Consider the following 25351-nt stretch of genomic DNA (forward strand, 5'->3'; position numbering starts at 1 on the left):
AACTACCGGGTGGGGCCGGTGTCGGAAGCGGCCGGAGGAAGACGAAGGGCAGGGGCGAGGGTGGCGATGATCCGCAGGCACAAGCGAGGGCTCCGGATGTCGGCGTCGGCCGTCCTGGCCGTCGTCGCGGCGACGCTGGGCTGGGCCGGCACGGCGCTGGCGGCGGACGTGACGAGCACCCCTGAGCAGGCCCGCCAGGGCGACCCGGTACGGCTGGAGATCGTCGTGCCCGAGGAGCGCCCGGGCACCCGGACCGAGCGGGTCGAGCTGCGGCTGCCGGCGGCGGCGCCCGTGGGCGAGGCGTACCCGATGTCGGTGCCCGGTTGGGCGCCCCGGATCACCACGCGGAAGCTGGCCGAGCCGATCCCCGGCATCCACGGCACGACGATGGACACGGTCACCGCCTCGGTGGTCTGGACCCGGGCCGAGGGCGCGCCCGCCGGCCCCGCCCGGCTCGCCGTCTCGATGGGGCCGCTGCCCGAGGCCGAGAAGATGGTGTTCGAGGTGGTGCAGACGTACTCCGACGGCGCGGTCGTGCGCTGGGCGGACCCGGCCGGCGGTGCGCGGCCCGCACCGGTGTTGACCCTGCTGCCGGCGGCGAGCGGGCACGGCGGGGACGGGGCCACCGGCGCGCACGGCGGGCGCCCGTCCGACACGACGGCGGCCGGCGAGGCTCCCACGCCGGCCGTCGCCCTGTCGGACGGCGACGCCGCAGGCGACCGTGGGTTCACCGATGCCCTGCTGGCGGCGGGGCTGGTCGCGGGGCTCGGCGGGGGCGCCGCGCTCGGTTGGCTGGCGACCCGGTGGCGGCGACGGACCGACCCGCCGGGGGTGACCGCGCCCGAGGGCGACGAGCTGCGCCGGATCCTCGACGGCGACCTCCCGCCGCGGGACGCGGACGACACGACCGGGACCACGGGCGGGAGCACCACGACCGCGGTCCACGCCGGCGAGACCACGAACGGGGCCGCCGGGACCGCCGACGAGGCCGGGGCGGTCGCGGCGCCGGAGCCGCAGCCGGCGGGCCGGTAGAGCGGCGGGCCGAGCGGCGACGCGGCCGGTCAGGCGACGCGGCCGGTCAGGCGACCCAGTCGGGCAGGGGCTCGCGGGCGGCGAGCCAGTCGGCGGGTACGCCGCCCGGCGTGCCGACGCCGGTGTGGGCGGCCACGACCGCCCCGACGATGGCGGCCGTGGTGTCGACGTCCCCGCCCGCCTCGACGCAGGCCCGGATCGCGGCTGGGTAGTCGTCGAGGTGCGTCGCCGCCGCCCAGAGCGTGAACGGCACCGTGTCCTGCGCGGTCACCCGGGAGCCGTTGCCGAGCGCGTCCACGGCGACGGCGAGGGGGCGGCCGAGCAGGCCGGCCGCGCGGCGTACCCCCTGGTGCACCTCGCCGGGGTCGAGGGCCGCGGCCACCGCGGCGAGCAGCCGCGACGGCGGCGGGCGGTCCCCGTCGAGGCGGGCCCGGGTGGCCAGGGCGGCGGCCACCGCGACCGCGACGGCGCCGGCGATGCCCTCCGGGTGGGCGTGGGTGACCTCGGCGGAGGCCCGGGCCTGGGCCGCCGCCTGCCGGGTCGAGTCGGCGAACCACGCACCGAGCGGGCCGACCCGCATCGCCGCGCCGTTGCCGCACGAGCCCTGCCCGTCGAACGCGGAGGCCGCGGCGACGGGCCACGGCGTGCCGGTGCGGATCAGGCGCAGGATGGTCACCGCGCCGGGCCCGTAGCCGCGGTACGGCTCGCAGCGGTGCGCGAAGGCCAGCGCCAGCCGGTCCCGGTCGATCTCACCGACCTCGGTCAGCTCGGCCACCACGGAGCAGGCCATCTCGGTGTCGTCGGTCCACTGCCACGGCGGCGGCGGGAACCGGCCGGCGGCGAGGTCGCCGGGCCGCCGGCCCGGCACGAAGAACTGCGAGCCGAGGGCGTCGCCGACGGAGAGGCCGTGCAGGCTGTCCCGGGCGAGCGCCGCACGGGTGTCCGCGAAGAGCGTGAATGGCATGGCCGTACCAGCTTGCCCGGTCGCCGGGTGCGCCGCAACGCGCCCCGCTTGCCATCGCGAGTACGGTGCTGACGTGGCCACGGTGCTCCTGGTCGAAGACGACCACGTCGTACGCGGCGCGATGCTGCGGTCCCTCGCCGACCGTGGGCACGCCGTGCACGCCGTGGGCACCGCGCTGGACGCGCTGCGCCGGGTCGCGGCCCAGACCCCCGACCTGGTGGTGCTGGACCTGGGCCTGCCCGACCTCGACGGCTCGGACGCCCTGCGGATGCTGCGCGGGATCACCGACGTGCCGATCATCATCGCCACCGCCCGCGACGACGAGCAGTCGGTGGTGCGGCTGCTGCGGGCGGGCGCGGACGACTACATGGTCAAGCCGTTCACCGGCGCGCACCTGGACGCCCGCATCACCACCGTGCTGCGCCGGGCGGGCCGGGCCAGCCGGACGGTGCAGCCGGCCGTGCACACCGTCGGCGGCCTGCGGGTGGACGTCGGGGAGCGCAGCGCCCTGCTCGACGGGGTGCCCCTCGCACTGACCCGCAAGGAATTCGACCTGTTGGCGTATCTCGCCGCCCGGCCCGGGCGGGTAGTGTCCCGCCGGGAACTCTTGGAGGAGGTATGGCGGCAGCCGTCGGTCGGCGAGGACCAGACCATCGACGTTCATCTGTATTGGCTGCGTCGCAAAATGGGCGAGTCCGCGGCGAAGCCGCGCTACCTGCGCACCGTGCGGGGGGTGGGCTTCCGGTTGGTGGCCCCGGACTGAGGGGCGCGCTGGCCTGGCTCACGGCCGGCATGTGCACCCTCGTCGCGCTCGCGTTCCTCATCCCCCTCGGCATCAGCCTGGGCGAGCGGACCCGCGAGGAGGCCATCGCGGACGCCGCCCGGCGCAGCGCGCTGGTCACCGGGGCCCTCGCGGTCAGCACCGAACCGGCCGTCGTCCAACGCGCCGTCGAGGCCAGCGGCGACGACCCGGCGACCCGACCGGTGGTGCACGGGCTGGGCGGTGACGACGCGGCCGGCCGGGCCGACGGGGCCGCGCTGGCCCGGGCCGCCGCCGACCGGCGTTCCGTGGTCACCGACGTGCCGGGCGGGGTGCTGCGGCTCGACCCGGTGGTGCTGGGCGACTCGGTGGCCGTGGTCGAGGTGTTCGTCCCGGACGCCGCCCTCGACGAGGGCGCCACGGGCCGGTGGCTGCTGCTGGCGGCCGTGGCGCTGGCGCTGGTGGGCGCCGCCGTGCTGGTGGTCGACCGGGTCGCGGCCCGCACGGTCGACTCGACCCGGGGGCTCGTGCAGGCCGCCCTCGCCGTCGGCGACGGCGACCTGGGGGTACGCGTCGAGCCGACCGGCCCGCGCGAGCTGGCCGAGGCCGGGTACGCGTTCAACCGGATGGCCGACCGGCTGGTGGCGGCCCGCACCGACGAGCGGGAACTGGTGGCCGACCTGTCGCACCGGCTGCGTACCCCGCTGACCGTGCTGCGGCTCGACGCCGACGGGCTGGACTCCGACGACACCAGCGTCGGCTCGTTCACCGAGGCGGAGTTGGACCGCCGGCGCGCGATCCGGCGGATCCGGCAGGCGATCGTCACCCTGGAGGGCGAGATCGACGTGCTGATCAACACGACCCGCAAGGCGGTCGCGCACGAGGCCGGGCCGGCGATGTGCGACGTCAGCGAGGTCGTCCGGGACCGGATGGTGTTCTGGTCGGCCCTCGCCGGTGACCAGAACCGGCCGCACCGGGTCAGCGGCGCGCAGCTGCGCATCCCGGCGCCGGTGCCGCGCGCCGAGCTGGCCGCCGCGCTCGACGCGGTGATCGGCAACGTGTTCCGCTACACCCCGCAGGGCACCGCGTTCGAGGTGGCGGTCTCCCGCCGGGACGGGTATGTCGCGATCCGCATCGACGACGCCGGCCCCGGCATCGCCAACCCGGACCGGGCGCTCGCCCGGGGCGCCAGCGACCAGGGCTCCACCGGCCTGGGCCTGGACATCGCCAAGCGGGTGGCGCTGCAGGCCAACGGGTCGGTGAGCATCGACCGGGCCCGGCTCGGCGGGGCCAGCGTGGTGATGCTGCTGGCCGACCCGGAGGCCGTCCCGCGGCAGGTCAACCGGTTCGGCCTGGTCGGGCGGATGGCCCGCGACGCGCGGGAGCCGAAGGCCGAGGGCCGCCGCTGGACCCGCCGCCGCCCGTCGGACGGCTGACCGCCCCGGCTGGCCGGCCGCCGGCCCGGTGCGCGGCCGGTTGTGCGCAGACGCAAGTCTTCCTTAGATCCGGATTAACCACGGCGGCACGCCGGGCACGCGGTGGCAGGATCTGGGGCGAACCCATCAGTTCCACCGGCCATTCCGGGATCTCCTCCGGTCGGTGGAGCCGTGCGCGCGGCGGGAGTGCGGTCCCCCCACAACCTCCTCCCGCCGCGCGCCAGCCCGGATCCGGGCACCCGTCGACCCGCGCTCCGGCGGGCCGACAAGCCCCCGGTCAGCTGGCCGACGCGGCCAGGTAGCCGTCGATCTCGCCGGCCAGCCGCGCCTTCTCCCCCGGCGACAGGAACGACGCGGTCACCGCGTCGGTGGCCAGCGCCGCCAGCCCCTGCGGGCCGAGGCCGAGCAGCCGGGCCGCCACCGCGTACTCGTCGTTGAGGGTGGTGCCGAACATCGGCGGGTCGTCGGAGTTGATGGTGACCAGCACACCGGCCTCGACCAGCCGGGGCAGCGGGTGGACGTCGAGCGAGGCGACGGCCCGGGTGCGCACGTTGGAGGTGGGGCAGACCTCCAGGGCGATGCGGTGCTGCGCCAGGTGGGCCAGCAGCTCGGGATCGTCGGCGGCGGAGATGCCGTGGCCGATGCGTTCCGCGCCGAGGTCGCGCAGCGCGTCCCAGACGGTCTGCGGGCCGGTGGTCTCGCCCGCGTGCGGGACCGAGCGCAGCCCGGCCGCCCGCGCCTGGTCGAAGTACGGCGTGAACTGGGGCCGGGGCACGCCGATCTCGGGGCCGCCCAGGCCGAAGCTGATCAGGCCGGCGGGCTGCTCGTCGAGGCAGATCCGCAGGGTCTCCTCGGCGGCCGGCAGCCCCGCCTCGCCGGGGATGTCGAAGCACCAGCGCAGGGCGATGCCGAAGTCGGCCTCGGCCCGCTTGCGGGCGTCCTCGATGGCCTCGCAGAACGCCGGGGCGGGGATGCCCCGGCGCACGTGCGAGTAGGGCGTGACGGTCAGCTCGGCGTACCGGACCTGCTGGCGGGCCAGCTCGCGGGCCACCTCGTGGGTGAGGATCCAGACGTCCTCGGGGTCGCGGACCAGGTCCACCACGCTGAGGTAGACCTCGATGAAGTGGGCGAAGTCGCGGAAGGCGAAGTAGTCGGCGAGGGCGTCCGGGTCCGCCGGCACCGGGCTGGCCCCCTCGTGGCGGGCGGCCAGCTCGGCCACGATGCGCGGCGACGCGGAGCCGACGTGGTGCACGTGCAGCTCCACCTTGGGCAGGCCGGCGATGAAGGCGGACAGGTCGGTCACGGGCTCTCCTCGGGAGGGTGCGGCGGGCGGGCACCGGTGCGGGCGACGACGAACACGCGGCGGAACGGGAAGCACACCCGCCCCTGCCGGACCGGGTACGCCGCCGCGAGGCGGGCGGCGAGCTGGGCGCGGAAGTCGGCCCACCGGGCGTCGTCCAGGGCCGCCCGGACGGGGCGCAGGGCGGTGCCCTCCATCCAGGTCAGCACCGGGTGGTCGGCGTCGGCGGGGGCCGGCAGCAGGTGCACGTACGTAGTCTCCCAGGCGTCGACCGCGCAGCCGGCCCGGGTCAGCAGCGTGGCGTAGCCGACCGCGTCGTCGACCGGATCCTCGCGCAGCGCCGGGGCGAGCGCGGCGGCCCACGGCCCGCCCCGGGCCACCGCGTGCAGCGCCCGGTGCGAGGGGGCGGCGAAGTTGCCCGGCACGGCGAAGGCGAGCCAGGCCCCGGCGGGCAGCTCGGCGGCCCACCGGGTCAGCAGCTCCCGGTGGCCGGGCACCCACTGCAGCAGCGCGTTGCTGACCACCACGTCGACGTCGGGGGCGGGCCGCCAGTCGCGCACGTCGCCGACCGCGAAGTCCACCGGCGCGGCCAGCGCGACGGCCCGGTCGATCATCTCCGCCGAGGCGTCGAGGCCGGCGACGCGGGCGTGCGGCCAGCGGGCCGCCAGGCCGGCGGTCAGCGTCCCGGGCCCGCAGCCGAGGTCCACCACGGCCCTCGGCCGTTCCGCCGGGACCCGCGCGAGCAGGTCGTGGAAGGGCCGGCCCCGCTCGTCGCGGTAGCGCAGGTACGTCGCCGGATCCCACATCGCGCCTCCAAACCGTACGTCCGTCTTGTTTTAAGGTACGGCCCGCCGCACGGCCGGACAAGCCGATCACTAGGCTCGGGGTATGGAGCAGCGCACCTTTACCCGGCTCGGACGGCACGTCGGCGTGGTCGGGCTCGGCGCCTGGCAGCTCGGCGCGGACTGGGGGCGGGTCGACGAGGCCGACGCGATGGCCGTCCTGGCCGCCGCCGTGGACTCGGGCGTCACGTTCGTCGACACCGCCGACGTCTACGGCGACGGGCGCAGCGAGCAGTTCATCGGGCGGTTCCTGCGGTCCCGCCCCGACGCGGGGCTGACCGTGGCGACGAAGATGGGCCGCCGGGTCGAGCAGCGGCCGGAGGCGTACACGGCGGAGAACTTCCGGGCCTGGACCGACCGGTCCCGGGCCAACCTCGGCGTGGACACCCTCGACCTGGTCCAGCTGCACTGCCCGCCCACCGCCGTGTTCGCCGACGACCGGGTCTTCGACGCCCTCGACGCCCTCGTCGCCGACGGGCGCATCGCCGCGTACGGGGTCAGCGTGGAGACCTGCGACCAGGCGCTCACCGCGATCGCCCGGCCCGGCGTGGCCAGCGTCCAGATCATCCTGAACGCGCTGCGCCTCAAGCCCCTCGACCGGGTGCTGCCGGCCGCCTCGGCCGCCGGGGTCGGCATCATCGCGCGGGTGCCGCTGGCCAGCGGCCTGCTCTCCGGCCGGTACGACGAGCACACCACCTTCGCCCCCGACGACCACCGCACCTACAACCGGCACGGCGAGTCGTTCGACGTCGGGGAGACGTTCTCCGGGGTGGACTTCGGCACCGGGCTGGCCGCCGTGCGCCGGCTCGCCCCGCTGGTCGGCACGGGCCGCACCATGGCCCAGTTCGCGCTGCGCTGGGTGCTCGACCAACCCGGCGTCACGGTGGTCATCCCCGGTGCCCGCGACGCCGAGCAGGCCCGGCGCAACGCCGCCACGGCCGGCCTCGCGCCGCTCACGCCCGACGAGCTGGCCGCCGTGCGGGACACCTACGACGAGCTGATCCGGCCGCAGGTGCACGACCGGTGGTGACCCGCCCGGCGACGGTGCTCGCGCACCGCGGTGACGACGCGGATGCTGGAACGACGCGCATGCTGGACCGGGCTGGCGGGCCCGGCCGGTGAGCGGAGGGGGGACGCGATGAAGGGGTGGCTCCGGCTCACCCTCGGCCTGCTCGCGATGGTCGTCGGCGCCGTCTGGACGGTGCAGGGTCTCGGCTACGTCGGCGGGAGCATGATGACCGACCAGCGGATCTGGGCACTGCTCGGCCCGGTGCTGGTCCTGATCGGACTCGCGGCCCTCTGGTACGGCCTGCGCGCCCGACGCCGCCGCCCCTGACCGCCAGCCCACGGTGGTGGGGAGGCGGTCGCGACCTGGTCCCGGCGGAATCGCCCCGGGGTGGGGCGGGCACGTGAAAAGCCCCGCATCCCGAACGGGACACGGGGCTTGACTTGATCCGGGTCGGATCATCCCCTCGGCCGGCGGGCCGGCCACGGCTGCTCAGATCGGGCGGACCTGCTCAGCCTGCGGGCCCTTCTGACCCTGGGCGATCTCGAACTCCACCCGCTGGTTCTCCTCCAGCGTGCGGTAGCCGCTGGTCTGGATGGCCGAGAAGTGGACGAACACGTCAGCACCCCCGCCGTCGACGGTGATGAAGCCGAAGCCCTTGTCTGCGTTGAACCACTTCACGGTTCCCTGCGCCATGTGTATCTCCTTCTAAAACTGGCGGCCGAGCACGCCGTGCGGCCGATTGGCCGTTTTCGAGCAGCGGCGCCTGAGGCGGCCCCCTGTGCAGGAGACTTCTCTCAACCCACGCTGTCTCGCAACAGCGTGGAACAGCAAACCACGTAGCGAAAACTCTGCACAGCCTACCGGACGAAATTCTTCGACATGTGACCTGAAGGGCGCCCGAATTCCGGCCTCCCGGACCCTTCCCGCACGCACGAAGGCCCCCTTCCCGGTCACCCGGGAAGGGGGCCCACGCCTGTCCTGGCTGGTCAGTCGGGCCAGCGGCCGGTCAGCCGGCGTACGCCCACCGCGCCGCCCCGGTCGACGGCCGCGCGGACCACGGAGAAGATCGCGCCCTGGAGGGCGGCGGCGGCGAGGATCTCGCCCCAGCCGCGGTCCTCGTCGGTCGCGCTCGGGGCCTCGCCGTCGCCGGCCGTCACCTTCCAGACCTGCCGGAAGATCACGCCCGCGACCGCACCGGCGGCCAACCCCATCAACACCCCGACAGGCTTGTACGCGGCCCTGCCGATGCCCTTGCTCACCTGCGCCTCCCCCGGACGATCAACAGCACGATCATGGTAGCCACCGCGCCGGCGGCGACCGCCGCCCACGGCACCGGGCTGCGGCCCAGCTCCGCACCGGAGGCGGCGGCCCGCTCCCGGGCGGCCTCGGCGCCCTGGGCGGCCTGCCCGCGCACCCGGGCCACGGTCTGCGCGGCCTGCTCCCGCATCCGCCCCCTGGCCTGCTCGGCGGAGGAGCGCAGCCGGGCCTTCACGTCGGCCTTCGCGGCCAGCGCCTCCATCGTCTCGCCGAGCTCCACCCGGGTACGCCGGATCTCCTCGCGCAGCGCCTCGGTGTCTCCCGTGCCGTTGGTGCCGTTGCTCGCGCCGCCCGTCATGCCCGTCCCCTGTCCTTCACCGCGGCGGTGACGGTGTCCACGTCCGCCCGGACGCTGCGCACCGCCGCCGCCGGAACCGGCGGGACCGCCTGGCCGACCTGCTTCTTGCCGACCAGGGCGAGGATCCCGGCCGCCAGGAAGAGCACCACCGCGACGATCAACGCGGCCGCCCAGGCCGGCACGACCAGTGCCAGCAGCAGGATCGCGGCGGCGATCAGCGCGCCCAGGCCGTAGAGAGCCAGTGCGCCGCCGCCGCCGAAGAGGCCGATCCCGATGCCGGCGTGCTTGCCCTTCTGGGTCAGCTCCGCCCGGGCCAGGGCCAGCTCGTCGCGGACGAGTCGGGAGACCTGCTCCGTGGCCCGCTGCACGAGCTCGGCGGTGGACGGCTCGCTCCCGGTCCGCGACGTGCGGTGATTCGCGACGTCAGCCATGCTGTCCTCCTTTCGTCATCACCGCGCTGTATGCCCGGAGTCGCCGCCCGTCAATCCTGCGCGGGGCGGCCAGTCGCACTGACCGCGCCGCGCAGCAGTCCCCGGGAGACGGCCGTTCAAACCCCCGCCGGCCCCCGCGACGGGGCGGCCGGCCTCCCGCCGGTTCAACGCCCCGCCGCCGGGACAGGACACGTCGCGCCGTCAGCGCGGGGCGGCGGCGTGGTTGTCGGACGGGGCTGCGCCGTGGTTGCCGGACGAGGCCGGGGCGTGGTCGTCGGGCGTGGCCGGGGCGTCCGGGCGGGCGGCGGGCTCGTCCGGGCCAACGAACGCCTCGCTGCGGGCCGCGCCGTCGTCGCTGCCGCCGAAGACCCGGGCATCGTCGGGCACGTCCGCCTCGGCGCGGCGGCGCGCCGGACGGCGGGGCTGCACCGCCTGCCAGGGCAGCGCGCCGGACGCGTCGCCGACCTCGGCACGCATCCGGGGCAGCGCGGTCGGGCGGTGGTCCCGCACCCAGCCGACCAGGTGCTCCCGCACCAGGCAGCGCAGGTCCCACAGGCTGCCGGCGTTCGCCGCACTGACCAGCGCCCGCACCTTGATCAGGCCGCCCGTGGCGTCGGTGACCTGCAGCACGCAGACCCGGCCGTCCCACAGCTCGCTGCCCTCCACCAGCCGGCGCAGTTCCTCCCGCATCGCCTGCACGTTGATCGACCAGTCGACGTCGAACTCGGCGGTGCCCAGCACCGCCGCCTCCGTACGGGTCCAGTTCTGGAAGGGCTTGCTGGTGAAGTACGAGGTGGGCAGGATCAGCCGGCGGTCGTCCCAGATCTGCACGACGACGTAGCTGAGGGTCAGCTCCTCGATGCGGCCCCACTCCCCCTCCACGACCACCACGTCGTCGAGGCGCACCGCGTCGCTGAAGGCGAGCTGGAGGCCGGCGAAGACGTTGCCGAGCAGGCTCTGCGCGGCGAGCGCGGCCACCACACCGACCACGCCGGCGGAGGTCAGCACGCCGGCCCCGACGCCCCGGACGCTCGGGAAGGTCATCAGCATCACGCCGACGGCGAGGATCACGATCACCGCGATGGTCAGCCGGCGCAGCATCACCACCTGGGTACGCACGCGGCGGGCGTGCCGGTTGTCCGGCACGTCCACCCGGAACCGGGCCAGGGCGACGTCCTCGACCACCACCAGCAGCGAGGCGACCAGCCACGACAGGGTGGCGATGATGCCGAGCACCAGCGCGTGCAGCACCACCTGCCGCCACGGTGTGCCGACGGCGTAGCCGGTGGAGAACCGGACGGCGAACTGCACGGCGAGCACGGTCGCGGCAACCTGGAACGGGCGGTGCGCGTGGTCGGTCAGCTCGGTCATCAGCAACGAACGTCGGCCGAGCCGACGGGTCGTCCGGTGCACCACCTCGGCCAGGAAAAGGGCGATCGCCGCCGCGGCGAGCGCGGCGACGATCGTCATGAGGTAGCTCTGCACGGGTGTCTCTCCCCCTTCAGCGGGTCCCTTGATCCGGGCAAAGGCCCAATGGTGCCCGCTGTCCGCCGTGTCGGCCAAGCCGGGCCGAGACCGGCCGGGCCAGGACGATCACACCTTGCGGTACCGGGACTGGAGGAAGCAGTACACGCCGAAGCAGGCGATGCCGAGGGCGACCAGGGCGAGCAGGAACGGGCCGTACGACTGGTCGCGCAGGGTGCGCAGCGCGGCGTCGAGGCCACGGGCCTTCTCCGGGTCGTAGTTGACCGCGGCGACGACCACCAGCAGGCCGGCGATGCCGTACGCGACACCCTTGGCGATGTAGCCGGCCGTGCCGAGGCGCAGGGCCAGGGTCTGGGTGTGCGCGTCCATCTCGCCGGTCTTGAGGTGCTTGCGGAACTTCTTCTTCCAGCCGTAGATCACCAGGCCGACGCCGATCGCGGCGAGCACCAGCCCGGCCAGGCCGACCAGCAGGCGACCGCCGGTGGACTCCATCAGCTTGCCGGTGAGGGCCTCCTGCTGGTCGGCGCCGCTCGACCCTGCGTTGGAGAAGACCTTCCAGGCGGTCCAGGCGAAGTAGAGGTAGACGAGGGTGCGGGCGGCGGAGGCGATCCGCTCGAAGACCCGCTCCCGGCCGCGCTCGGCGCGGTGCCCGACGGCGGCCTCCAGCGCCTGCCAGATCGCCATGGCGAGCATGCCGACGGCGATCGCGACGCAGAGGAACTTGCCCATCGGCTGCTCGGCCAGGGTGCTCAGCGCACCGGTCTGGTCGCCGTCCTTGCCGCCCGAGTCGCCGAAGGCGATCTGCAGGGCGAGCCAGGCGAACAGCAGGTGCACGACGCCGTAGCCGATGAAGCCGGCCCGGGCGAGTAGTTCGAGCCACCGGCTGTTCGCGGCCTGCGAGGCGGTGGCTTCGGCGTTCCGGGTGAGTGACATGGCGCCTCAATCTCCGATTGCGGAGATCCCCAAACGTCGGCCACCGCCCGCGCGGCGCCCTGGCTAGCCGTTGGGGTTGCGCGAGACGCGGATCACGACCTGCTCGTTGGTGACGCTGTCCAGGGTGACGGCGAAGCCGCCGACCTCGGTGGCCTGCTGGCCCACGGTCAGCGACAGCTGCTCGCCGGCGACCTCGACGGTCACCTGGTCGCCCTGGGCGCCGACCAGCTTGGCCTCGACGCCGAGGATGGTGGCGCTGGCCTCGACGCCCCGGTCGAAGGTCACCGCGCAGGAGTCCAGGCCGCAGTCGGTGGAGGCGCCCTCGGAGCTGCACCCGGCGAGCAGGGCGACGCCGAGTGCCAGGCCGGCCAGCAGGCCGGCGGCGCGGCGGGTGGGGGTGGACGGGGAGGTACCGCGTCGGTTCGTCACGCGATCAAGGGTACGAGACCCCCGCGACCCGCCCGACGTGCAAGGAAGGGCCCCTTGTTAACGCCTCCGGTAGAGAAGGGCACCCTTCTCACATCCCGCACCGGCGGCAGGCCGCCCGCCGACGGGAGCGGGCCGCCGGGAGCGGGCAGGGCTGACGACGCAGCAGCGGGCCGCCGACGGGTGCGGAGTGGGGGTGAATTGGACCGGGCGGCGGGTGGCGGGGGCAGAATGGCCGGGTGAGCTTCCTGGTCGAGGACAATCCCGCCCGCCACCGCTTCGAGATCCTGGTCGACGACGCGCTGGCCGGGTTCACCGCGTACCTGCCCCGGGGCGAGGTGCTGATCTTCACACACACCGAGGTCGACGCGAAGTTCCAGAACATGGGTGTCGGGGCGGCGCTGATGCGGGCCACCCTGGACCAGGTCCGCGAGCGCGGCGGCCGGGTGGTGCCGAGGTGCCCGTTCATGGCGGCCTTCATCGAGCGCCACCCCGAGTACGCGGACCTGGTCACCCCCGCCCCCTGACGGCCGCAACGGCACCTGACCCCGCCGCGCCCAGCCGAAGCCGGGCCCAGCCGAAGCAGAGCAGCAGGCACCGTCGAGCAGCAGCCGCACCCGAGCCGCAGACCCCGCCGGGCAACAGGCACCGCCGGACAGCAGACCCCGCCGGCAGGCAGGCACCACCGAAGCCCTTCGGCAGAGGGTTCAGCCGACCACGGGCTCGGCCACGCCGGCCAGCGGCATCGCGGCGGCGAGTCCCGTGCCGGCCAGCAGTTCGGCGGCGGCCAGGGCACCGGCCCGGGTCGCGCCGTGGGTGGCGACGTGCACGGCGCCTGTGACGAAGGCCGGCACGCCCAGCTCGACCACCACCGCGTCCGGGCGGGCGACGAGGGCCCGGGCCACGGCGGCGCGCATCCAGTCGTGCCGGTGCAGGTCGCGGACGACCAGCACCAGCGGCCGGCCGGCGGCCCCGGCGACAGCACCGGCAAGAACTCCGGCGACAGGACCGGCAAGAACTCCGCCGGCAGGACCGGCAAGAACTCCGCCGGCAGGACCGGCAAGAGGTCCGCCGGCAGGACCGGCAAGAGCATCAGCAGCACCGGCAGGAGCACCGCCGACCGCCCCTGCGGGGACGTCACCGAGATCGTCCGCGCCGAGGCGGACCGCGGTGGTGCCCGGGAGCAGGGCGGCCACCGGGGCGGCGATCCCCCACGGGGTCTCCGCGCCGATGGCGATGTTGCGGGGCGGCTCGAACTCGACCACGTGCGGGGCCCCGGCCAGCGGCAGGGCCCCGGCGGCGCTCGCCGTGACCCGTACGGCGCGGCGGGCGGCGGCCAGCCCGATCGGGGAGCCGCCGGGCGTGACGGTGGGGCGGGACGGGGCGTCGGCCCGGGCGGCCACCGTCCAGGCGGCGAGCTGGCCGACCCGCTTGGCCGCCTCGGCCAGCCGTTGTTCGGGCAGCTCGCCGGAGACGACGGCGGCGACGATCGCGTCGCGCAGCTCGCGGGCGGCGTCCTCGTCGGCGCGTTCACCGCCGACGCAGATCGCGTCCGCTCCGGCGGCGAGGGCGCGGACCGCCGCGCCGGCGAAGCCGTACCGGTCGGCGACCGCCCGCATCTCCACCGCGTCGGTGACGATCACGCCCGAGAAGCCCAGTTCCTCGCGGAGCAGGCCGCCGAGGATGCGGGGGCTGAGGGTCGCCGGCAGCCGCGGGTCGAGGGCCGGCACGAGGAGGTGGCCGGTCATGACCGCCTGCACCCCGGCCGCCACGGCGGCCCGGAACGGCACCAGTTCGGCGGCGTCGAGCTGTGCGCGGCTGCCGCCGATGCGGGGCAGGTCGTGGTGGGAGTCGACGCGGGTGTCGCCGTGGCCGGGGAAGTGCTTGGCGCAGGCGGCGACGCCGCCGGACTGGAGGCCGCGTACCCAGGCGGCGGTGTGCCGCGCGACGAGGTCCGGGTCGGCGCCGAAGGCGCGTACCCCGATCACGGGGTTGGCGGGGTTGGAGTTGACGTCGGCATCCGGGGCGTAGTCGAGGGTGACCCCGACGGATGCCAGCTCGCGGCCCAGGTCGCGGGCGACCTCGGCGGTCAGCTGCGGGTCGTCGACGGCGCCGAGGGCGAAGTTGCCGGGCCGGGAGCTGCCCCGGCCGGACTCGATGCGGGTGACGTCGCCGGCCTCCTCGTCGATGGCGACGATCACGTCGGGGCGCTCGGCGCGCAGCGCGGCGGTGAGCGCGGCGACCTGGTCGAGGTCGACGATGTTGCGGGCGAAGAGCACCACCGAGCCGAGCCCGTCGCCGAGCCACCGCAGGACCCACGGCGGCGGGGTGGTGCCGACGAATCCGGGTTGCAGGACGGCGGCCGCCAGGCTCGCCAGGTTCCCCGTCGGTGCGCTGCTCATGCGGCTGCCGTACCCCCGTCTTGTGCCGTGTCGGACCGGCCGCGGGCCGCGGCGGTGCTGCCATGGTCACACCACCGCCGGCAAATAGTCAATAAACCTTACTGTTACTGTCTGGCGCGGTCCGGCCCTTCGTGGGAGAGTTCCCACATGCCTGTCCCGCCGCTCGCCGACGCCACCAGCGCGGCCGACGTGCCCGGCGTCCGCCTGCTCGGCCTGATCGTCGGTGGCCTCCTGCTGCTCGCCGCGATCCGGGCCATGTTCGGCCGGCGCTGACCCCACGTCCGCCGCCCGGCGGGCGGCACCGGCCCGCCACCACGGCCGCCGCCCCGCCGCGCCGGGTTCACCCCTTGGCCCATGGGGTACGGCTGTCGTCGTGCCGCCGGTGCGCCGCGCGCCGGGCACGGCGAGGGGGAACGATGAGGATCGGCTACTTCCTGTCCAGCGAGGAGCTGACCCCGGCGCAACTGCTGGAGCAGGCCCGGGGTGCCGAGCGGGCCGGCTTCGAGGCGCTGTGGATCTCCGACCACTACCATCCGTGGACGGACGCCCAGGGCCAGAGCCCGTTCGTCTGGTCGATGATCGGGGCGCTCAGCCAGGTCTGCTCGCTGCCGGTCACCACGGCCGTGACCTGCCCGACGGTGCGTATCCACCCGGCGGTGCTCGCCCAGGCGGCGGCGACCAGCGCCGTGCTGCACCAGGGGCGGTTCGTCCTCGGGGTGGGCTCCGGCGAGGCCCTCAACGAGCACATCTTCGGCGACGCCTGGCCGCAGGCCGACGTGCGGCTGGAGATGCTGGAGGAGGCCGTCGAGGTGATGCGCGAGCTGTGGCGGGGCGGGTTCGTCAACCACCACGGCCGGCACTACACCGTCGAGCACGCCCGCCTCTACACCCTGCCCGATGCTCCCCCTCCGGTCTATGTCTCCGGTTTCGGCCCGAAGGCCGTCGACCTGGCCGCCCGCATCGGCGACGGGTACGTCAGCACGTCGCCCGACGCCGACCTGGTCCGCCGGTTCCGCTCCGGCGGGGGCGGCGACAAGCCGTGCCAGGCCGGCTTCAAGGCGGCGTACGCCGACAGCGAGGACGCCGGCGCGGCGATCGCGTACGAGCGGTGGCCCAACGCCGGCGTGCCGGGCGAGCTGTCCCAGGTGCTGCCCTCGCCCCGGCACTTCGAGCAGGCCGGGCAGCTCGTGCGGCCGGAGATGATGAAGGAGTCGTTCGTGTGCGGCGACAGCGCCGACGCGCACCTGGAGATGATCGACCGGTACGCGCAGGCCGGCTTCGACGAGGTCTACGTGGCCAACACCGGCCCGCACCACGAGGGGCTGTTCGAGCTCTACCGCACCTCCGTGCTCCCCCGGCTGCGCTGAACCGCCGCGGTCCGTGCGGTGTTAGGAAGGGTCCCCTGTGCAACAGAAAGCGTTAACAGGGGGCCCTTCCTTCCTCCCGCCGGGTTTCGGGGGTGATCGCTTCGGGTACCTCCGGCCCTCGATGAAGCTGTCCACGCACTCCATGACGTTGCGCCGCGCGGCGCGGAGCCTCTTCGGCTGGAAAGCGCTGCGGCCCAACCAGCTCGCCGCCATGCGCGCGGTGATGAAGCGACGCGACGCCCTGGTGGTGCTGCCCACCGGTGCCGGCAAGTCGGCGATCTACCAGATCCCGGCCAGCCTGATCCCCGGCCCGACCGTGGTGATCTCCCCACTGCTCGCCCTCCAGCAGGACCAGATCGCGGCCCTCAACGAGCGCCGCCGCCCCGAGCTGCGGGCGGTGCGGATCAGCTCGGACGAGACGCCCGCCCAGCAGGCAGAGGCGATCGAGGAGGTCCGCGCGGGCCGGGCCGAGTTCCTGTTCATCACGCCGGAGCAGTTGGCCAACCCCGACCGGATGGCCGAGGTCAGGTCGCTCAAGCCGGCGCTCGTGGCGATCGACGAGGCGCACTGCATCTCGGCCTGGGGGCACGACTTCCGCCCCGACTACCTGGCGCTGGGGCACCTCATCGAGGGGATCGGCCGGCCCCCGGTGGTCGCCCTGACCGCCACGGCCTCCCCGCCGGTACGCGACGACATCGTCGCCCGGCTGCGGCTGCGCGACGCCGAGGTGGTGGTGTCCGGGCTGGACCGGCCGAACCTGTTCCTGGAGGTCGCGCACTGCCCCACCGAGGACTACCGGTGGCGGCGGCTGCTCGCCCTGCTGCGCGAGGACAGGCGCCCCGGGATCATCTACGTGCCGACCCGGCGGGCGGCCGAGGAGCTGGCCGCCCGGCTCACCGACGCCGGCTTCCCGGCCGAGTTCTACCACGGCGGGATGCCCGCCGGGGCGCGCGGCGAGCTGCACGAGGCGTTCCTCGCCGACCGGGTGCCCATCATGGTGGCCACCTCGGCGTTCGGCATGGGCATCGACAAGCCGAACATCGCCTGGGTGGTGCACATGGCGCTGCCGGACTCGCCGGACAGCTACTTCCAGGAGATCGGCCGGGCCGGGCGCGACGGGGAGCCGGCCCGGGTGCTGCTGCTGTGGCAGGCCGAGGACGTCGGCCTGCAACGCTTCTTCAGCGGCGGCCTGCCGGACGCCACCGAGCTGCGTGACCTGGCGGCCCTGCTGCGGCGCAAGCCGGCCACCAAGAAGGAGCTGCGGGAGGCGACGGGCCTGGGGCCGCGCAAGCTGGGCCAGTATCTCGCCCTGCTGGAGCAGGTCGGCGCCGCCGAGCCGCGGTCGCGGCAGCGCATCGGCGCGCCCCGGTACTCGCCGACGCCGGTCGAGGCCGGCGACGCGGCGCGGGCCGAGGCGGAACGCCAACAGACCGTCACCCGGTCGCGGACGGACATGATGCGCGCCTTCGCCGAGACGACCGGCTGCCGGGGGCAGGCGCTGCTGGCGTACTTCGGTGAGCAGATGACGCGGGTCTGCGGGCACTGCGACAACTGCCTCGCCGGCACCAGCGTCGCCGACGACGGCGCGAGCGGGCCGTTCCCGGTGCACAGCCAGGTGCGCCACCCCGAGTGGGGGCCCGGCATGGTGCTCAGCTACGAGGAGGACCGGATGACGGTGCTCTTCGAGGAGGTCGGGTACAAGACGCTGTCGGTGCGCGTGGTGTCCGAGCAGGGCCTGTTGACCCTCGACTAGCCTGAGCCGGGCCGACAGGCCACGGCACCGAGATGGACCCGTGCCACGGCACCGGGACGGACCACCGTGCCCACGGCACAGAGATGCAACGACGAGAGGAGCGCGGTCGTGATCGAGCAGCCGGCGTACACCGGGTTCGGTTTCTCCGACGAGGAGTGGGGGCTGCTGGTCGGCCTGCCGCAGTCGGTGCTGACCGCGGCGAGCGCCGCCGAGCACGACAGCGCCCGCCGCACGATGGCCGAGAACGCGGCCGGGCTGGAGAGCATCGCCACGGGCCGCGAGTCGGGCAGCCCGCTCGTGGCCGCCGTGGCGGGCGAGATCGTGTCCCGGGTGGGCGACCCGGAGGCCGGCGAGGAGCTGCCGGTGATCGCGCCGGCCGACCCGCGTGCGGTGATCGAGGACGTGCTGAACCGGGCGGCCTCGGCGGCCCGGCTGCTGGCCGAGAAGGTCGACGAGGGCGAGGCCGGCGCCTACAAGCACTGGCTCGTGGAGATCGCCGAGCACGTGGTGAGCGCGGCGTCCAGCGGCGGGATCCTGGGCCTCGGCGGCGACGTGGTGAGCGACTCCGAGCGGCGCTTCCGCGACCGGCTCTCCCAGGTGCTCAACGACTGAACTCCCACGGGTGCTCGATCGTCTGCTGTTTCCTGAGCCGACACGCCGTCGAAGGTCTCCGGCGACAGCAGACGATCGAGCGTCCTCCCGGGTCCTAGCGGCCGACCTTGTCCAGCTCGGCCAGGTCGTCGGCGGAGAGGGCGAGGCCGGCGCCCGCGACGTTCTCCCGCAGGTGCGCCACGGACGAGGTGCCGGGGATCAGCAGGATGTTCGGTGACCGCCGCAGCAGCCAGGCCAGGGCCACCGACATGGGTGCCGCCTCCAGCCGGGCGGCCACGGCCGCGAGCGCCGAGGACTGCAGCGGGGTGAAGCCCCCGAGCGGGAAGAACGGCACGTAGGCGACGCCCTGCTCGGCGAGCGCGTCGATCAGGGCGTCGTCCTGGCGGTGCGCGAGGTTGTACATGTTCTGCACGCACACGATCGGCGCGATCGCACTCGCTTCGGCGACCTGCTCCGGCGTCGCGTTGCTCAGCCCGAGGTGCCGGATCAGGCCCTGCTGCTGGAGCTCGACGAGCGTCTCGAACGCCTCGGCGACCGGGCCGGGCTGGGGGCCCTCGGCGTCGCCGAGCCGCAGGTTGACCAGGTCGAGCACGTCGAGCCCGAGGTTGTCGAGGTTCTCGTGCACGGACCGACGCAGGCTCTCCGGGTCCCGGGCCGGCGGCCAGCCGCCCCGCTGGTCGCGGTTCGCGCCGACCTTGGTGACGATGTGCAGCGAGTCGGGGTACGGGTGCAGCGCCTCGCGGATCAGCCGGTTGGTGACGTGCGGCCCGTACGCGTCGGAGGTGTCGACGTGGGTGATGCCGAGGGCGACGGCCTCCCGGAGGACGGCGAGCGCGCCGTGGTGGTCGGCCGGCGGACCCATGACCCAGGGCCCGGCGAGTTGCATGGCGCCGTAGCCGAACCGGGTGACGGTCAGGTCCCCCAGCGTCCAGGTGCCGCCGGGAAGGGAAGGGGAGGTCACTGCTGCACCTCTGCTTTCGTGCGCCGGGTGTCGGCGCTGGGCACCGTGGATGCCGACTCCACTCTGATCGGGTAACTTCCTGTCCGGAAGTAGGCACCTGGAAGTGTGTAACGCACCAGCGGTGGAAGGGGCGGCCCGATGGCGACGACGACGGCGGAGCAGAAGAGGGCGCGGGCGAAGGCCGAGTATGACGCGTTCGTGGCGCAGTGTCCGAGTCGCCAGCTGCTCGACCGCATCGCGGACAAGTGGGTCACCCTGGTGCTGGCCGCGCTGGGCAGCGACGGCTCGCACCGGTTCGGCGCCGACTGCGGCGGCGAACCCCGGCCGCTGCGCTATTCGGAGCTGTCGCGCCTGCTGGCCGGCGTCAGCCAGAAGATGCTGACCCAGACGCTGCGCTCCCTCGAACGCGACGGCCTGGTCACCCGGACCGTGACGCCGACCGTGCCCGTCACGGTCACCTACGAGCTGACCGCGCTCGGCCACTCCCTGCACCAGACGCTGCGCGGCGTGAAGGGGTGGGCCGAGGCCCACATGGACGACGTGCTGGCCAACCGCGCGACGTACGACACCCGTCCCGCCTGAGGCCGCTTCCCGGCGGTGCCGCGCCACCCGGCGGCACCCCTCACCGGCGCAAGCGTCGACAATGGGGGAAGGCGACGACGGGGAGGCCGGTGATGGGTGGGCTGCGCACCGAAAGGCTGGACACGACCGTGCTGCCGGCGGCGGAGCGCTGGCCCTTCTTCACGGAGCTCGCCTCCCGCGCCTCGGCCCCGATGGCCATGGACAGCGAGCACACGGCGGACTTCCGGGCCGACGTCGACATCCTGACGCTGGGCGAGGTCGAGCTGTGCCGGTTCCACTACCAGTCCCTGATCGGCCTGCGCACCCCGCGCCTGATCCGGCAGGCCGACCCGGAGGTCTTCCAGATCGCCCTCACCCTCGCCGGCAACAGCGCCATCGACTCCGGCCGGGCCACGAACGCGATCCCGATCGGCGACCTCACCCTGGTCGACTGGGCGCGCCCCCACCGGATCGTGCACTCCGGCCACGACGCCGAGCGGGCCCAGGCCAGCGCCGTCACCGCGCTGGTGCCCCGCGCCCGCCTGCCGCTGCACCCCGACAAGGTGGGTGGGCTGACCGCCGCGCGGATGTCGGGCACGGAGGGCCCCGGGGCGCTGCTGGCCCAGCACCTGCTCCAGATCACCCGGCACCCGGAGCAGTTCCGGGCCGCCGACGCGCCCCACCTCGCCGACGTCACCCTCACCCTGATCACCATGCTGCTCGCCCGGCACCTCGACGCCGAGCCTCGGCTCCCGGCCGAGATGCGCCAGCAGGCGCTGCTCACCCAGGTCCACGACTTCATCGAGCGCCACCTCGGCGACCCCGACCTGTCGCCCCGGGCCGTCGCCGACGCCCACCACGTCGCCCTGCGCACCCTGCACCGCCTCTTCGCCGACGAGGAGGAGTCCGTGGGCGGGGCCATCCGCCGTCGGCGGCTGGAACGCTGCCGGCGGGACCTGGCCGACCCGCTGCTGCGCGACCGGCCCGTCCAGGCCATCGCCGCCCGCTGGGGCTTCCGCGACAAGGCGCACTTCAGCCGCGCCTTTCGCGCCGCGTACGGCCTCAGCCCCCGGGCCTGGCGGGAGAGCACCCGGCCGGGGCCCGGCTGACGCCGGGCGCGGCGATCGGGGGCCGCAGGGCCGGCCGTGCGACGGCACGGATCGTCAACCACCTGACACCCAAGGTCAACTCCCCGGCCGACCCCTCCCAGATACTGGTTACGGGCCGGGCTCGGGGCAACCCCGTGGCGGCCCGCACGTAACGGGGGCCGTGGCGAGGCGCCCGCGACACGACGGTCGCGGGCGGCCGCCCGGTGCCGCCGGGACCGGCGGCGGGGCCCTCAGGCGTCCGCCAGCAGCTCCAGCACCCGCAGCTCCGCCTCCGCGCGGGGCGTCCCCGGCCCCACCGGGGCGACCACGCCGTCGTGGAACAGGTCCACCACCCGGGGGTCCACGTACGAGGTGCGGGCGACGGTCGCCGTGTTGCCCAGCAGTTCCGCGACCTGCCGCATCACCGTCGCCACCGCCCGGCGGCGGGCCGTCACGGAGCGGGCCGGCGCGTGGCCGGCCAGTTCGGTGGCCGCCAGGACGGTGGCGTGCCAGGTGCGGAAGTCCTTCGCGGTCATCTCGCCGCCGCTGGCGTCGCGCAGGTACTCGTTGACCTCGTCGCTGCGCACGTCCCGCCAGCCCCGGCCGTCCCAGTAGCCGAACAGCCGTTCGGCGGCGCGCCGCCGGCGACGCAGGTTGCTCAGCACCCGGCACAGCTGCGGGTCCTCGATGCGCCGCACCTGTTCGACGCCGCCCTTGGCGGGGAACGCGAAGACCACGCAGCCGCCCCGGCTGCGCGCGTGCTCGGGGCGCAGCGTGGCCACGCCGAAGGTGGCGTCGTCGCCGACGGCGTACTGGTCGCTGCCGACGCGGAACGTGCCCATGTCGAGCAGCCGGGCGACCGTGGCCAGCACCCGGTCCCGGTTCAGCCCCCGGCCGGTCAGGTCGTGGCCCACCCGCTCGCGCAGCACGGGGAGGCGCTGGGCGACCTCCAGCACGTGGTCGAACTTCGCCTCGTCGCGCTGCTGCCGCCACCGGGGGTGGTAGAGGTACTGCCTGCGCCCGGCCGCGTCGACGCCGATGGCCTGGATGTGCCCGTTCGGATACGGCGAGATCCACACGTCCCGCCAGGCGGGCGGGATCACCAGGTCCCGCAGCCGGGCCAGCTCGCCGGGATCGCGGACCGGGTCGCCGGCCGGGTCGAGGAAGAGCCAGCCCCGGCCGCGCCGCCGGCGACCGTAGCCGGGCCTGCCCGGGTCGCTACGCCGTAACCGCACCGGCAACTCGCACCGCCTGTTCCGCCTCCGCCACGGCGGCCAGCACCTCGCCGACGCCGATCGCCGCCAACACCGGATCGGTACCTACCCCGGCAGATGCGGACCAATCCCCCTCCGGCCCGCCGGGCCCCTGCTCCCCCGCCCACAGCGCCCGGTGCCACGGCCGCTCCGGCGGCGGCCCCCACCCGCTCGGCGGGACCGGGCCGAAGAGGACCACCGACGGGGTGCCGTAGCCGGTGGCGAGATGGGCGACGCCGGTGTCGCCGCTGACCACGAGGCGGGCGTGCGCCACCAGGGCGGCCAGCCCGCCGAGGTCCGTGCGGCCGGCGAGCACCGCCTCCGGCGCGAGCCCCGCCCGACGGGCCACCCGCCCGGCCAGCGCCCGTTCGTCGGCCGACCCGGTGATCACGACCCGGTGGCCGCGCCCGGCCAACGCGCGGGCCACCGCCGCGAAGCGCCCGGCGGGCCAGCGCTTCGCCGGGATCTTGCTGCCCGGATGCACGACGCTCACCCCGGCCGGGGTCGGGCCGGCGGGCGGGCGGCGCAGGGCGAGGTCGGCGCGGTCGGCGGGGATGCCGTACCAGTGCAGCAGGCGGCACCAGCGGTCGACCTCGTGTTCGCCGGGTCGCCAGTCGGGGCCGTCGGCGTGCCCGGCGTCGGGGTTGGCGAAGGCGAGCAGCCGCCGCGGCCGGGTGGCGGCGAGCAGCCGGTGCGACTGCGGGCCGCGCCCGTGCAGGTTGACGGCCAGGTCCGGGGGCGGGTCGGGCCGGTCGAGGGGGGCCAGCCCGGTCGCCGGCACGAGCCGGTCGACGCCGCCGACGAGGTCGACCAGGGGGGCCAGCCAGGCCGGGGCGGCCAGGGCGAGTTCCCGGTCGGGGTGGGCGGCGCGCAGCGCGCGCAGCGCGGGCACGGCGGTGGCGAGGTCGCCGACGCCGAGGGCGCGCAGGGCGAGGATCACGGGTACGACGATTCCCGCTCGGCACAGACGACCAGTTCGCGCACGGCGCTGCCGGGCGGCTGGGAGAGGGCGAACATGACGGCGGCGGCCGTGTCGGCGGGGTCGTTGAGGCTGGCGTCGGGGCCGGGCCGGTACTGGGCGTCGCGTTCGTCGAAGAACGCGGTGCGCATGCCGCCGGGGACGAGCAGGGTGACGCCGACGGAGCCGGCGAGTTCGGCGGCGAGGGCGCGGGTGAAGCCGACGACGCCGAACTTCGCGGCGCAGTACGCGGTGGCGTCGCTGACGGCCTTGACCCCGAGGGTGGAGGCGACGGTGACCACGTTGCCCCGGGCCGCCTCCAGCCAGGGCAGGGCGGCCCGGATGACGGCGGCGGTGGCGAGCAGGTCGACGGTCACGATGCGCTCCCAGGTGTCGCCGGGAACGTCGGCGAGCCGGCCGGGCACGTCGATCCCCGCGGCGGTGACGACGGCGTCGAGGCCGCCGGAGCGTTCGGCGAGGTGCCGGGTGGCGGCCTCGGCGGCGCGGGTGTCGGCGAGGTCGCACTCGACCCAGGGCACCCCGTCGGCAGGTGCGTGCCGGTCCAGCACCACCGGCCGGCCGCCGGCCTTCGCCACGGCGGCCACCACGGCCGCCCCCAACCCGCTGGACCCGCCCGTGACCAGTACGGTCGGCCCGGCTCCCGGTGCGCTCGCGCTCATCGTGCCCCCCTGATCGTCGTGTCGTCCAGGTCGACGCCCACCCGCAGGCCCGGCGCCCGGGGCCCGCTCGTCCCGCCGGTGGCGCGGGCGGCGGCGATCATGTCGGTGGTCGAGCGCCCGTCGAGGTACGGCACGACCACCGTGTGCCCGCCCCAGCGGCGCAGCACCTCCGCCTCGGGCAGCGCCGGCTCGCCGCCGCCGGCGTAGTCGCCGCCCTTGACCCACACGTCGGGGCGCAGCCAGGTCAGCGCCGCCTCCGGGGTGGGCTCGTCGAAGACCAGCACCGCGTCGACGCAGCCCAGCGCCGCCAGCAGCCGGCTGCGGTCGCCCTGCGGCACCACCGGCCGGTCCGGGCCCTTCAGCCCGGCCACGCTCGCGTCGGAGTTGACGCAGACGACGAGGCAGTCGCCGAGCTGCCGGGCCGCCTCCAGGGTGGCCACGTGCCCGGCGTGCAGCAGGTCGAAGCAGCCGCCGGTGGCCACCACGGTCCCGCCGGCCGCGCGTACCCCGGCGACGACCTCGGCGGCGGCGGCGACCCCGATCCGGGGCCCGCCGGGGCGCGACGGCGGCGCGGCGGCGGCCCGGACCGGTGCCGGCAGGGCGGCGGCCACTCCGCCCGCGGCGACGTACCCCGACGCCTCGGTGACGGCCGCCTGCACCGCCTCGGAGACCAGCGCGCCCCGGGACAGGGCGATGGCGGCGGTCGCGGCGAACCGGTCGCCCGCGCCGCAGGTGTCCCCCTCGGCGCTGGCCGGCGCGGGCACCACCAGCGGCGTGGAGCCGGCGTGGCAGAGCAGCGCCCCGTCGCCGCCCAGGGTCACGGTGACCGCGCCGGCCCGCCAGCGCCGGCGCAGCTCCTGCGCGCCCCGCGACGCGGTGGCCAGCCGGGACCCGCCCGGCGCGGCCTTCACCAGCTCGCGCACCTCGGACTCGTTCGGGGTGGCCAGGTGCACGCCCGGCACGGCGGCCGGGCCGCGCGGGTGCGGGTCCCACACCACCGGCGCCCGGGTGCCCGCGAGCGCCGCCCGCAGGGCCGGCTGGCGGGCCACCCCCCGGCCGTAGTCGCTGACCAGCACGGCGGACGCGGCGGCCAGCAGCCGCAGCACGGCCTCGCTCGGCTCCCCTGGCTCCCCCGCCGCCCCGCCCCGGTCGTGGCGCAGCAGCACCCGGCCCCGGGCGTGCAGCCGGATCTTCTCGCAGGTGGTGCCGCGCAGTTGCAGCGCGTACACCTGCACCCCGGCGGCGGCGAGCAGCTCGGCCAGGCGCGCCCCGCCCGCGTCGTCGGCGAGGGCGGTCACCAGCGCGACCTCGGCGCCCTGCGCCGCCGCGAAGACCGCCGCGAGCCCGGCCCCGCCGGGCCGGTCGACGGCCGTGGACTCGTCGAGGACCGGCACCGGCGAGTCCGGGCACAGCCGGTTCACCACCCCCTCGACGTCCCGGTCGAGCAGGAGGTCACCGACCACCACCACGGGTCCCGTCATCA

27 protein-coding genes and 1 pseudogene are annotated in these 25351 nt (G+C 75.5%); 12 read left to right on the plus strand and 16 right to left on the minus strand.

From position 1 onward, the window contains the following. Positions 1-96 precede the first annotated feature (96 nt). Positions 97-1032, plus strand: a complete 936-nt coding sequence (locus LPA42_RS03545; RefSeq protein ID WP_228986315.1) for a YcnI family protein — start codon at positions 97-99, stop codon at positions 1030-1032. A gap of 46 nt (positions 1033-1078) precedes the next feature. Here LPA42_RS03545 and LPA42_RS03550 read toward each other — a convergent pair whose 3' ends face one another. Beyond that, positions 1079-1996 (minus strand): ADP-ribosylglycohydrolase family protein, encoded by a 918-nt coding sequence (locus LPA42_RS03550; RefSeq protein WP_077937237.1) that lies wholly within the window; start codon positions 1994-1996, stop codon positions 1079-1081. A gap of 73 nt (positions 1997-2069) precedes the next feature. Between LPA42_RS03550 and LPA42_RS03555 the strand changes: the two genes are divergently transcribed. Both LPA42_RS03555 and LPA42_RS03560 read left to right on the plus strand, forming a co-directional pair. Further along, entirely contained in the window at positions 2070-2759 is a 690-nt protein-coding gene (locus LPA42_RS03555) for a response regulator transcription factor (RefSeq protein ID WP_043962905.1), read from the plus strand. A gap of 29 nt (positions 2760-2788) precedes the next feature. Beyond that, positions 2789-4192 (plus strand): HAMP domain-containing sensor histidine kinase, encoded by a 1404-nt coding sequence (locus LPA42_RS03560; RefSeq protein WP_198956515.1) that lies wholly within the window; start codon positions 2789-2791, stop codon positions 4190-4192. Between the two features lie 277 nt (positions 4193-4469). On the opposite strand, the gene LPA42_RS03565 is transcribed toward LPA42_RS03560, so the two are convergent. Together LPA42_RS03565 and LPA42_RS03570 are read right to left on the minus strand one after the other, a co-directional pair. Then, the gene (locus LPA42_RS03565) at positions 4470-5495 is read right to left on the minus strand and encodes an adenosine deaminase (protein WP_077937236.1); all 1026 of its coding nucleotides are present in this window, start codon (positions 5493-5495) and stop codon (positions 4470-4472) included. Continuing rightward, the gene (locus LPA42_RS03570) at positions 5492-6298 is read right to left on the minus strand and encodes a trans-aconitate 2-methyltransferase (RefSeq protein WP_077937235.1); all 807 of its coding nucleotides are present in this window, start codon (positions 6296-6298) and stop codon (positions 5492-5494) included. Before LPA42_RS03570 ends, LPA42_RS03565 begins: the two co-directional genes overlap by 4 nt. An 82-nt stretch (positions 6299-6380) precedes the next feature. Here LPA42_RS03570 and LPA42_RS03575 point away from each other — a divergent pair, with 82 nt between their 5' ends. Beyond that, positions 6381-7364 carry an aldo/keto reductase gene (locus LPA42_RS03575; protein WP_043962902.1) on the plus strand — a complete coding sequence of 328 codons (984 nt, stop codon included), beginning with the start codon at positions 6381-6383 and terminating at the stop codon, positions 7362-7364. Positions 7365-7472: 108 nt separating this feature from the next. After that, positions 7473-7670: a hypothetical protein gene (locus LPA42_RS03580; RefSeq protein WP_077937234.1), complete on the plus strand. Its 198-nt coding sequence runs from the start codon at positions 7473-7475 to the stop codon at positions 7668-7670. A gap of 162 nt (positions 7671-7832) precedes the next feature. Here LPA42_RS03580 and LPA42_RS03585 read toward each other — a convergent pair whose 3' ends face one another. The 7 genes and pseudogenes from LPA42_RS03585 to LPA42_RS03615 form a co-directional block, all read right to left on the minus strand. Then, positions 7833-8036, minus strand: coding sequence for a cold-shock protein (locus LPA42_RS03585; RefSeq protein ID WP_007075740.1), 204 nt, complete (start codon positions 8034-8036; stop codon positions 7833-7835). A gap of 293 nt (positions 8037-8329) precedes the next feature. Further along, entirely contained in the window at positions 8330-8602 is a 273-nt protein-coding gene (locus LPA42_RS03590) for a DUF4235 domain-containing protein (RefSeq protein ID WP_043962900.1), read from the minus strand. After that, on the minus strand, positions 8599-8958 hold the full coding sequence (locus tag LPA42_RS03595) for a DUF3618 domain-containing protein (protein ID WP_077937233.1): 360 nt from the start codon (positions 8956-8958) through the stop codon (positions 8599-8601). The genes LPA42_RS03590 and LPA42_RS03595 overlap by 4 nt, the downstream gene beginning before the upstream one ends. Next, complete coding sequence (locus LPA42_RS03600) at positions 8955-9389, minus strand: phage holin family protein (RefSeq protein ID WP_043962898.1); 435 nt, start codon at positions 9387-9389, stop codon at positions 8955-8957. Before LPA42_RS03600 ends, LPA42_RS03595 begins: the two co-directional genes overlap by 4 nt. A 303-nt stretch (positions 9390-9692) precedes the next feature. After that, positions 9693-10874: pseudogene (locus tag LPA42_RS03605) on the minus strand (mechanosensitive ion channel family protein); the annotation flags it as partial. Positions 10875-10982: 108 nt separating this feature from the next. Continuing rightward, entirely contained in the window at positions 10983-11807 is an 825-nt protein-coding gene (locus LPA42_RS03610) for a DUF1206 domain-containing protein (RefSeq protein WP_077937231.1), read from the minus strand. A gap of 63 nt (positions 11808-11870) precedes the next feature. Then, positions 11871-12236, minus strand: a complete 366-nt coding sequence (locus LPA42_RS03615) for a hypothetical protein (RefSeq protein WP_077937230.1) — start codon at positions 12234-12236, stop codon at positions 11871-11873. Positions 12237-12472: 236 nt separating this feature from the next. Between LPA42_RS03615 and LPA42_RS03620 the strand changes: the two genes are divergently transcribed. Beyond that, a complete protein-coding gene (locus LPA42_RS03620) occupies positions 12473-12760 on the plus strand; it encodes a GNAT family N-acetyltransferase (RefSeq protein WP_043962894.1) in 288 nt (95 codons plus the stop codon). A gap of 180 nt (positions 12761-12940) precedes the next feature. Here LPA42_RS03620 and LPA42_RS03625 read toward each other — a convergent pair whose 3' ends face one another. Beyond that, positions 12941-14635, minus strand: a complete 1695-nt coding sequence (locus tag LPA42_RS03625; RefSeq protein WP_308291142.1) for a glycoside hydrolase family 3 N-terminal domain-containing protein — start codon at positions 14633-14635, stop codon at positions 12941-12943. A gap of 147 nt (positions 14636-14782) precedes the next feature. Between LPA42_RS03625 and LPA42_RS33745 the strand changes: the two genes are divergently transcribed. From LPA42_RS33745 to LPA42_RS03640, 4 genes are all read left to right on the plus strand, one after another. Next, the gene (locus LPA42_RS33745; RefSeq protein WP_255378728.1) at positions 14783-14908 is read left to right on the plus strand and encodes a hypothetical protein; all 126 of its coding nucleotides are present in this window, start codon (positions 14783-14785) and stop codon (positions 14906-14908) included. A gap of 143 nt (positions 14909-15051) precedes the next feature. Continuing rightward, a complete protein-coding gene (locus tag LPA42_RS03630) occupies positions 15052-16002 on the plus strand; it encodes a TIGR03557 family F420-dependent LLM class oxidoreductase (protein WP_077937229.1) in 951 nt (316 codons plus the stop codon). Positions 16003-16123: 121 nt separating this feature from the next. Further along, entirely contained in the window at positions 16124-17755 is a 1632-nt protein-coding gene (locus LPA42_RS03635; RefSeq protein WP_077937228.1) for a RecQ family ATP-dependent DNA helicase, read from the plus strand. Positions 17756-17863: 108 nt separating this feature from the next. Continuing rightward, complete coding sequence (locus tag LPA42_RS03640) at positions 17864-18367, plus strand: hypothetical protein (RefSeq protein WP_043962890.1); 504 nt, start codon at positions 17864-17866, stop codon at positions 18365-18367. A 94-nt stretch (positions 18368-18461) separates the two neighbouring features. Here LPA42_RS03640 and LPA42_RS03645 read toward each other — a convergent pair whose 3' ends face one another. Beyond that, positions 18462-19328 (minus strand): aldo/keto reductase family oxidoreductase, encoded by an 867-nt coding sequence (locus LPA42_RS03645; RefSeq protein WP_077937227.1) that lies wholly within the window; start codon positions 19326-19328, stop codon positions 18462-18464. Between the two features lie 138 nt (positions 19329-19466). Here LPA42_RS03645 and LPA42_RS03650 point away from each other — a divergent pair, with 138 nt between their 5' ends. After that, on the plus strand, positions 19467-19910 hold the full coding sequence (locus LPA42_RS03650; RefSeq protein WP_077937226.1) for a helix-turn-helix domain-containing protein: 444 nt from the start codon (positions 19467-19469) through the stop codon (positions 19908-19910). Between the two features lie 92 nt (positions 19911-20002). Then, positions 20003-20998, plus strand: coding sequence for a helix-turn-helix domain-containing protein (locus tag LPA42_RS03655; protein WP_077937225.1), 996 nt, complete (start codon positions 20003-20005; stop codon positions 20996-20998). A gap of 230 nt (positions 20999-21228) precedes the next feature. Here LPA42_RS03655 and LPA42_RS03660 read toward each other — a convergent pair whose 3' ends face one another. From LPA42_RS03660 to LPA42_RS03675, 4 genes are read right to left on the minus strand one after another with little or no spacing between them, the layout of a single operon-like run. Continuing rightward, complete coding sequence (locus LPA42_RS03660) at positions 21229-22212, minus strand: DNA topoisomerase IB (RefSeq protein ID WP_077937224.1); 984 nt, start codon at positions 22210-22212, stop codon at positions 21229-21231. Continuing rightward, on the minus strand, positions 22196-23170 hold the full coding sequence (locus LPA42_RS03665; protein ID WP_228986316.1) for a glycosyltransferase family 9 protein: 975 nt from the start codon (positions 23168-23170) through the stop codon (positions 22196-22198). The genes LPA42_RS03660 and LPA42_RS03665 overlap by 17 nt, the downstream gene beginning before the upstream one ends. Then, positions 23167-23868 carry an SDR family oxidoreductase gene (locus LPA42_RS03670; RefSeq protein ID WP_077937221.1) on the minus strand — a complete coding sequence of 234 codons (702 nt, stop codon included), beginning with the start codon at positions 23866-23868 and terminating at the stop codon, positions 23167-23169. The genes LPA42_RS03665 and LPA42_RS03670 overlap by 4 nt, the downstream gene beginning before the upstream one ends. Continuing rightward, entirely contained in the window at positions 23865-25349 is a 1485-nt protein-coding gene (locus LPA42_RS03675; protein WP_077937220.1) for a PfkB family carbohydrate kinase, read from the minus strand. The genes LPA42_RS03670 and LPA42_RS03675 overlap by 4 nt, the downstream gene beginning before the upstream one ends. Positions 25350-25351 lie beyond the last annotated feature (2 nt).

Source organism: Micromonospora sp. DH13 (genome assembly GCF_020873825.1).
In the GTDB taxonomy this organism is placed as follows: Bacteria; Actinomycetota; Actinomycetes; order Mycobacteriales; family Micromonosporaceae; genus Micromonospora; species Micromonospora haikouensis.

Excerpts from the sequence above, each read along its gene's own strand:
- LPA42_RS03545 (WP_228986315.1), top strand. The coding sequence starts at position 97 with ATGTCGGCGTCGGCCGTCCTGGCCGTCGTCGCGGCGACGCTGGGCTGG.
- LPA42_RS03550 (WP_077937237.1), bottom strand. The coding sequence starts at position 1,996 with ATGCCATTCACGCTCTTCGCGGACACCCGTGCGGCGCTCGCCCGGGAC.
- LPA42_RS03560 (WP_198956515.1), top strand. The coding sequence starts at position 2,789 with ATGTGCACCCTCGTCGCGCTCGCGTTCCTCATCCCCCTCGGCATCAGC.
- LPA42_RS03570 (WP_077937235.1), bottom strand. The coding sequence starts at position 6,298 with ATGTGGGATCCGGCGACGTACCTGCGCTACCGCGACGAGCGGGGCCGG.
- LPA42_RS03575 (WP_043962902.1), top strand. The coding sequence starts at position 6,381 with ATGGAGCAGCGCACCTTTACCCGGCTCGGACGGCACGTCGGCGTGGTC.
- LPA42_RS03580 (WP_077937234.1), top strand. The coding sequence starts at position 7,473 with ATGAAGGGGTGGCTCCGGCTCACCCTCGGCCTGCTCGCGATGGTCGTC.
- LPA42_RS03585 (WP_007075740.1), bottom strand. The coding sequence starts at position 8,036 with ATGGCGCAGGGAACCGTGAAGTGGTTCAACGCAGACAAGGGCTTCGGC.
- LPA42_RS03595 (WP_077937233.1), bottom strand. The coding sequence starts at position 8,958 with ATGACGGGCGGCGCGAGCAACGGCACCAACGGCACGGGAGACACCGAG.
- LPA42_RS03600 (WP_043962898.1), bottom strand. The coding sequence starts at position 9,389 with ATGGCTGACGTCGCGAATCACCGCACGTCGCGGACCGGGAGCGAGCCG.
- LPA42_RS03610 (WP_077937231.1), bottom strand. The coding sequence starts at position 11,807 with ATGTCACTCACCCGGAACGCCGAAGCCACCGCCTCGCAGGCCGCGAAC.
- LPA42_RS03625 (WP_308291142.1), bottom strand. The coding sequence starts at position 14,635 with ATGAGCAGCGCACCGACGGGGAACCTGGCGAGCCTGGCGGCCGCCGTC.
- LPA42_RS33745 (WP_255378728.1), top strand. The coding sequence starts at position 14,783 with ATGCCTGTCCCGCCGCTCGCCGACGCCACCAGCGCGGCCGACGTGCCC.
- LPA42_RS03630 (WP_077937229.1), top strand. The coding sequence starts at position 15,052 with ATGAGGATCGGCTACTTCCTGTCCAGCGAGGAGCTGACCCCGGCGCAA.
- LPA42_RS03635 (WP_077937228.1), top strand. The coding sequence starts at position 16,124 with ATGAAGCTGTCCACGCACTCCATGACGTTGCGCCGCGCGGCGCGGAGC.
- LPA42_RS03650 (WP_077937226.1), top strand. The coding sequence starts at position 19,467 with ATGGCGACGACGACGGCGGAGCAGAAGAGGGCGCGGGCGAAGGCCGAG.
- LPA42_RS03655 (WP_077937225.1), top strand. The coding sequence starts at position 20,003 with ATGGGTGGGCTGCGCACCGAAAGGCTGGACACGACCGTGCTGCCGGCG.
- LPA42_RS03670 (WP_077937221.1), bottom strand. The coding sequence starts at position 23,868 with ATGAGCGCGAGCGCACCGGGAGCCGGGCCGACCGTACTGGTCACGGGC.
- LPA42_RS03675 (WP_077937220.1), bottom strand. The coding sequence starts at position 25,349 with ATGACGGGACCCGTGGTGGTGGTCGGTGACCTCCTGCTCGACCGGGAC.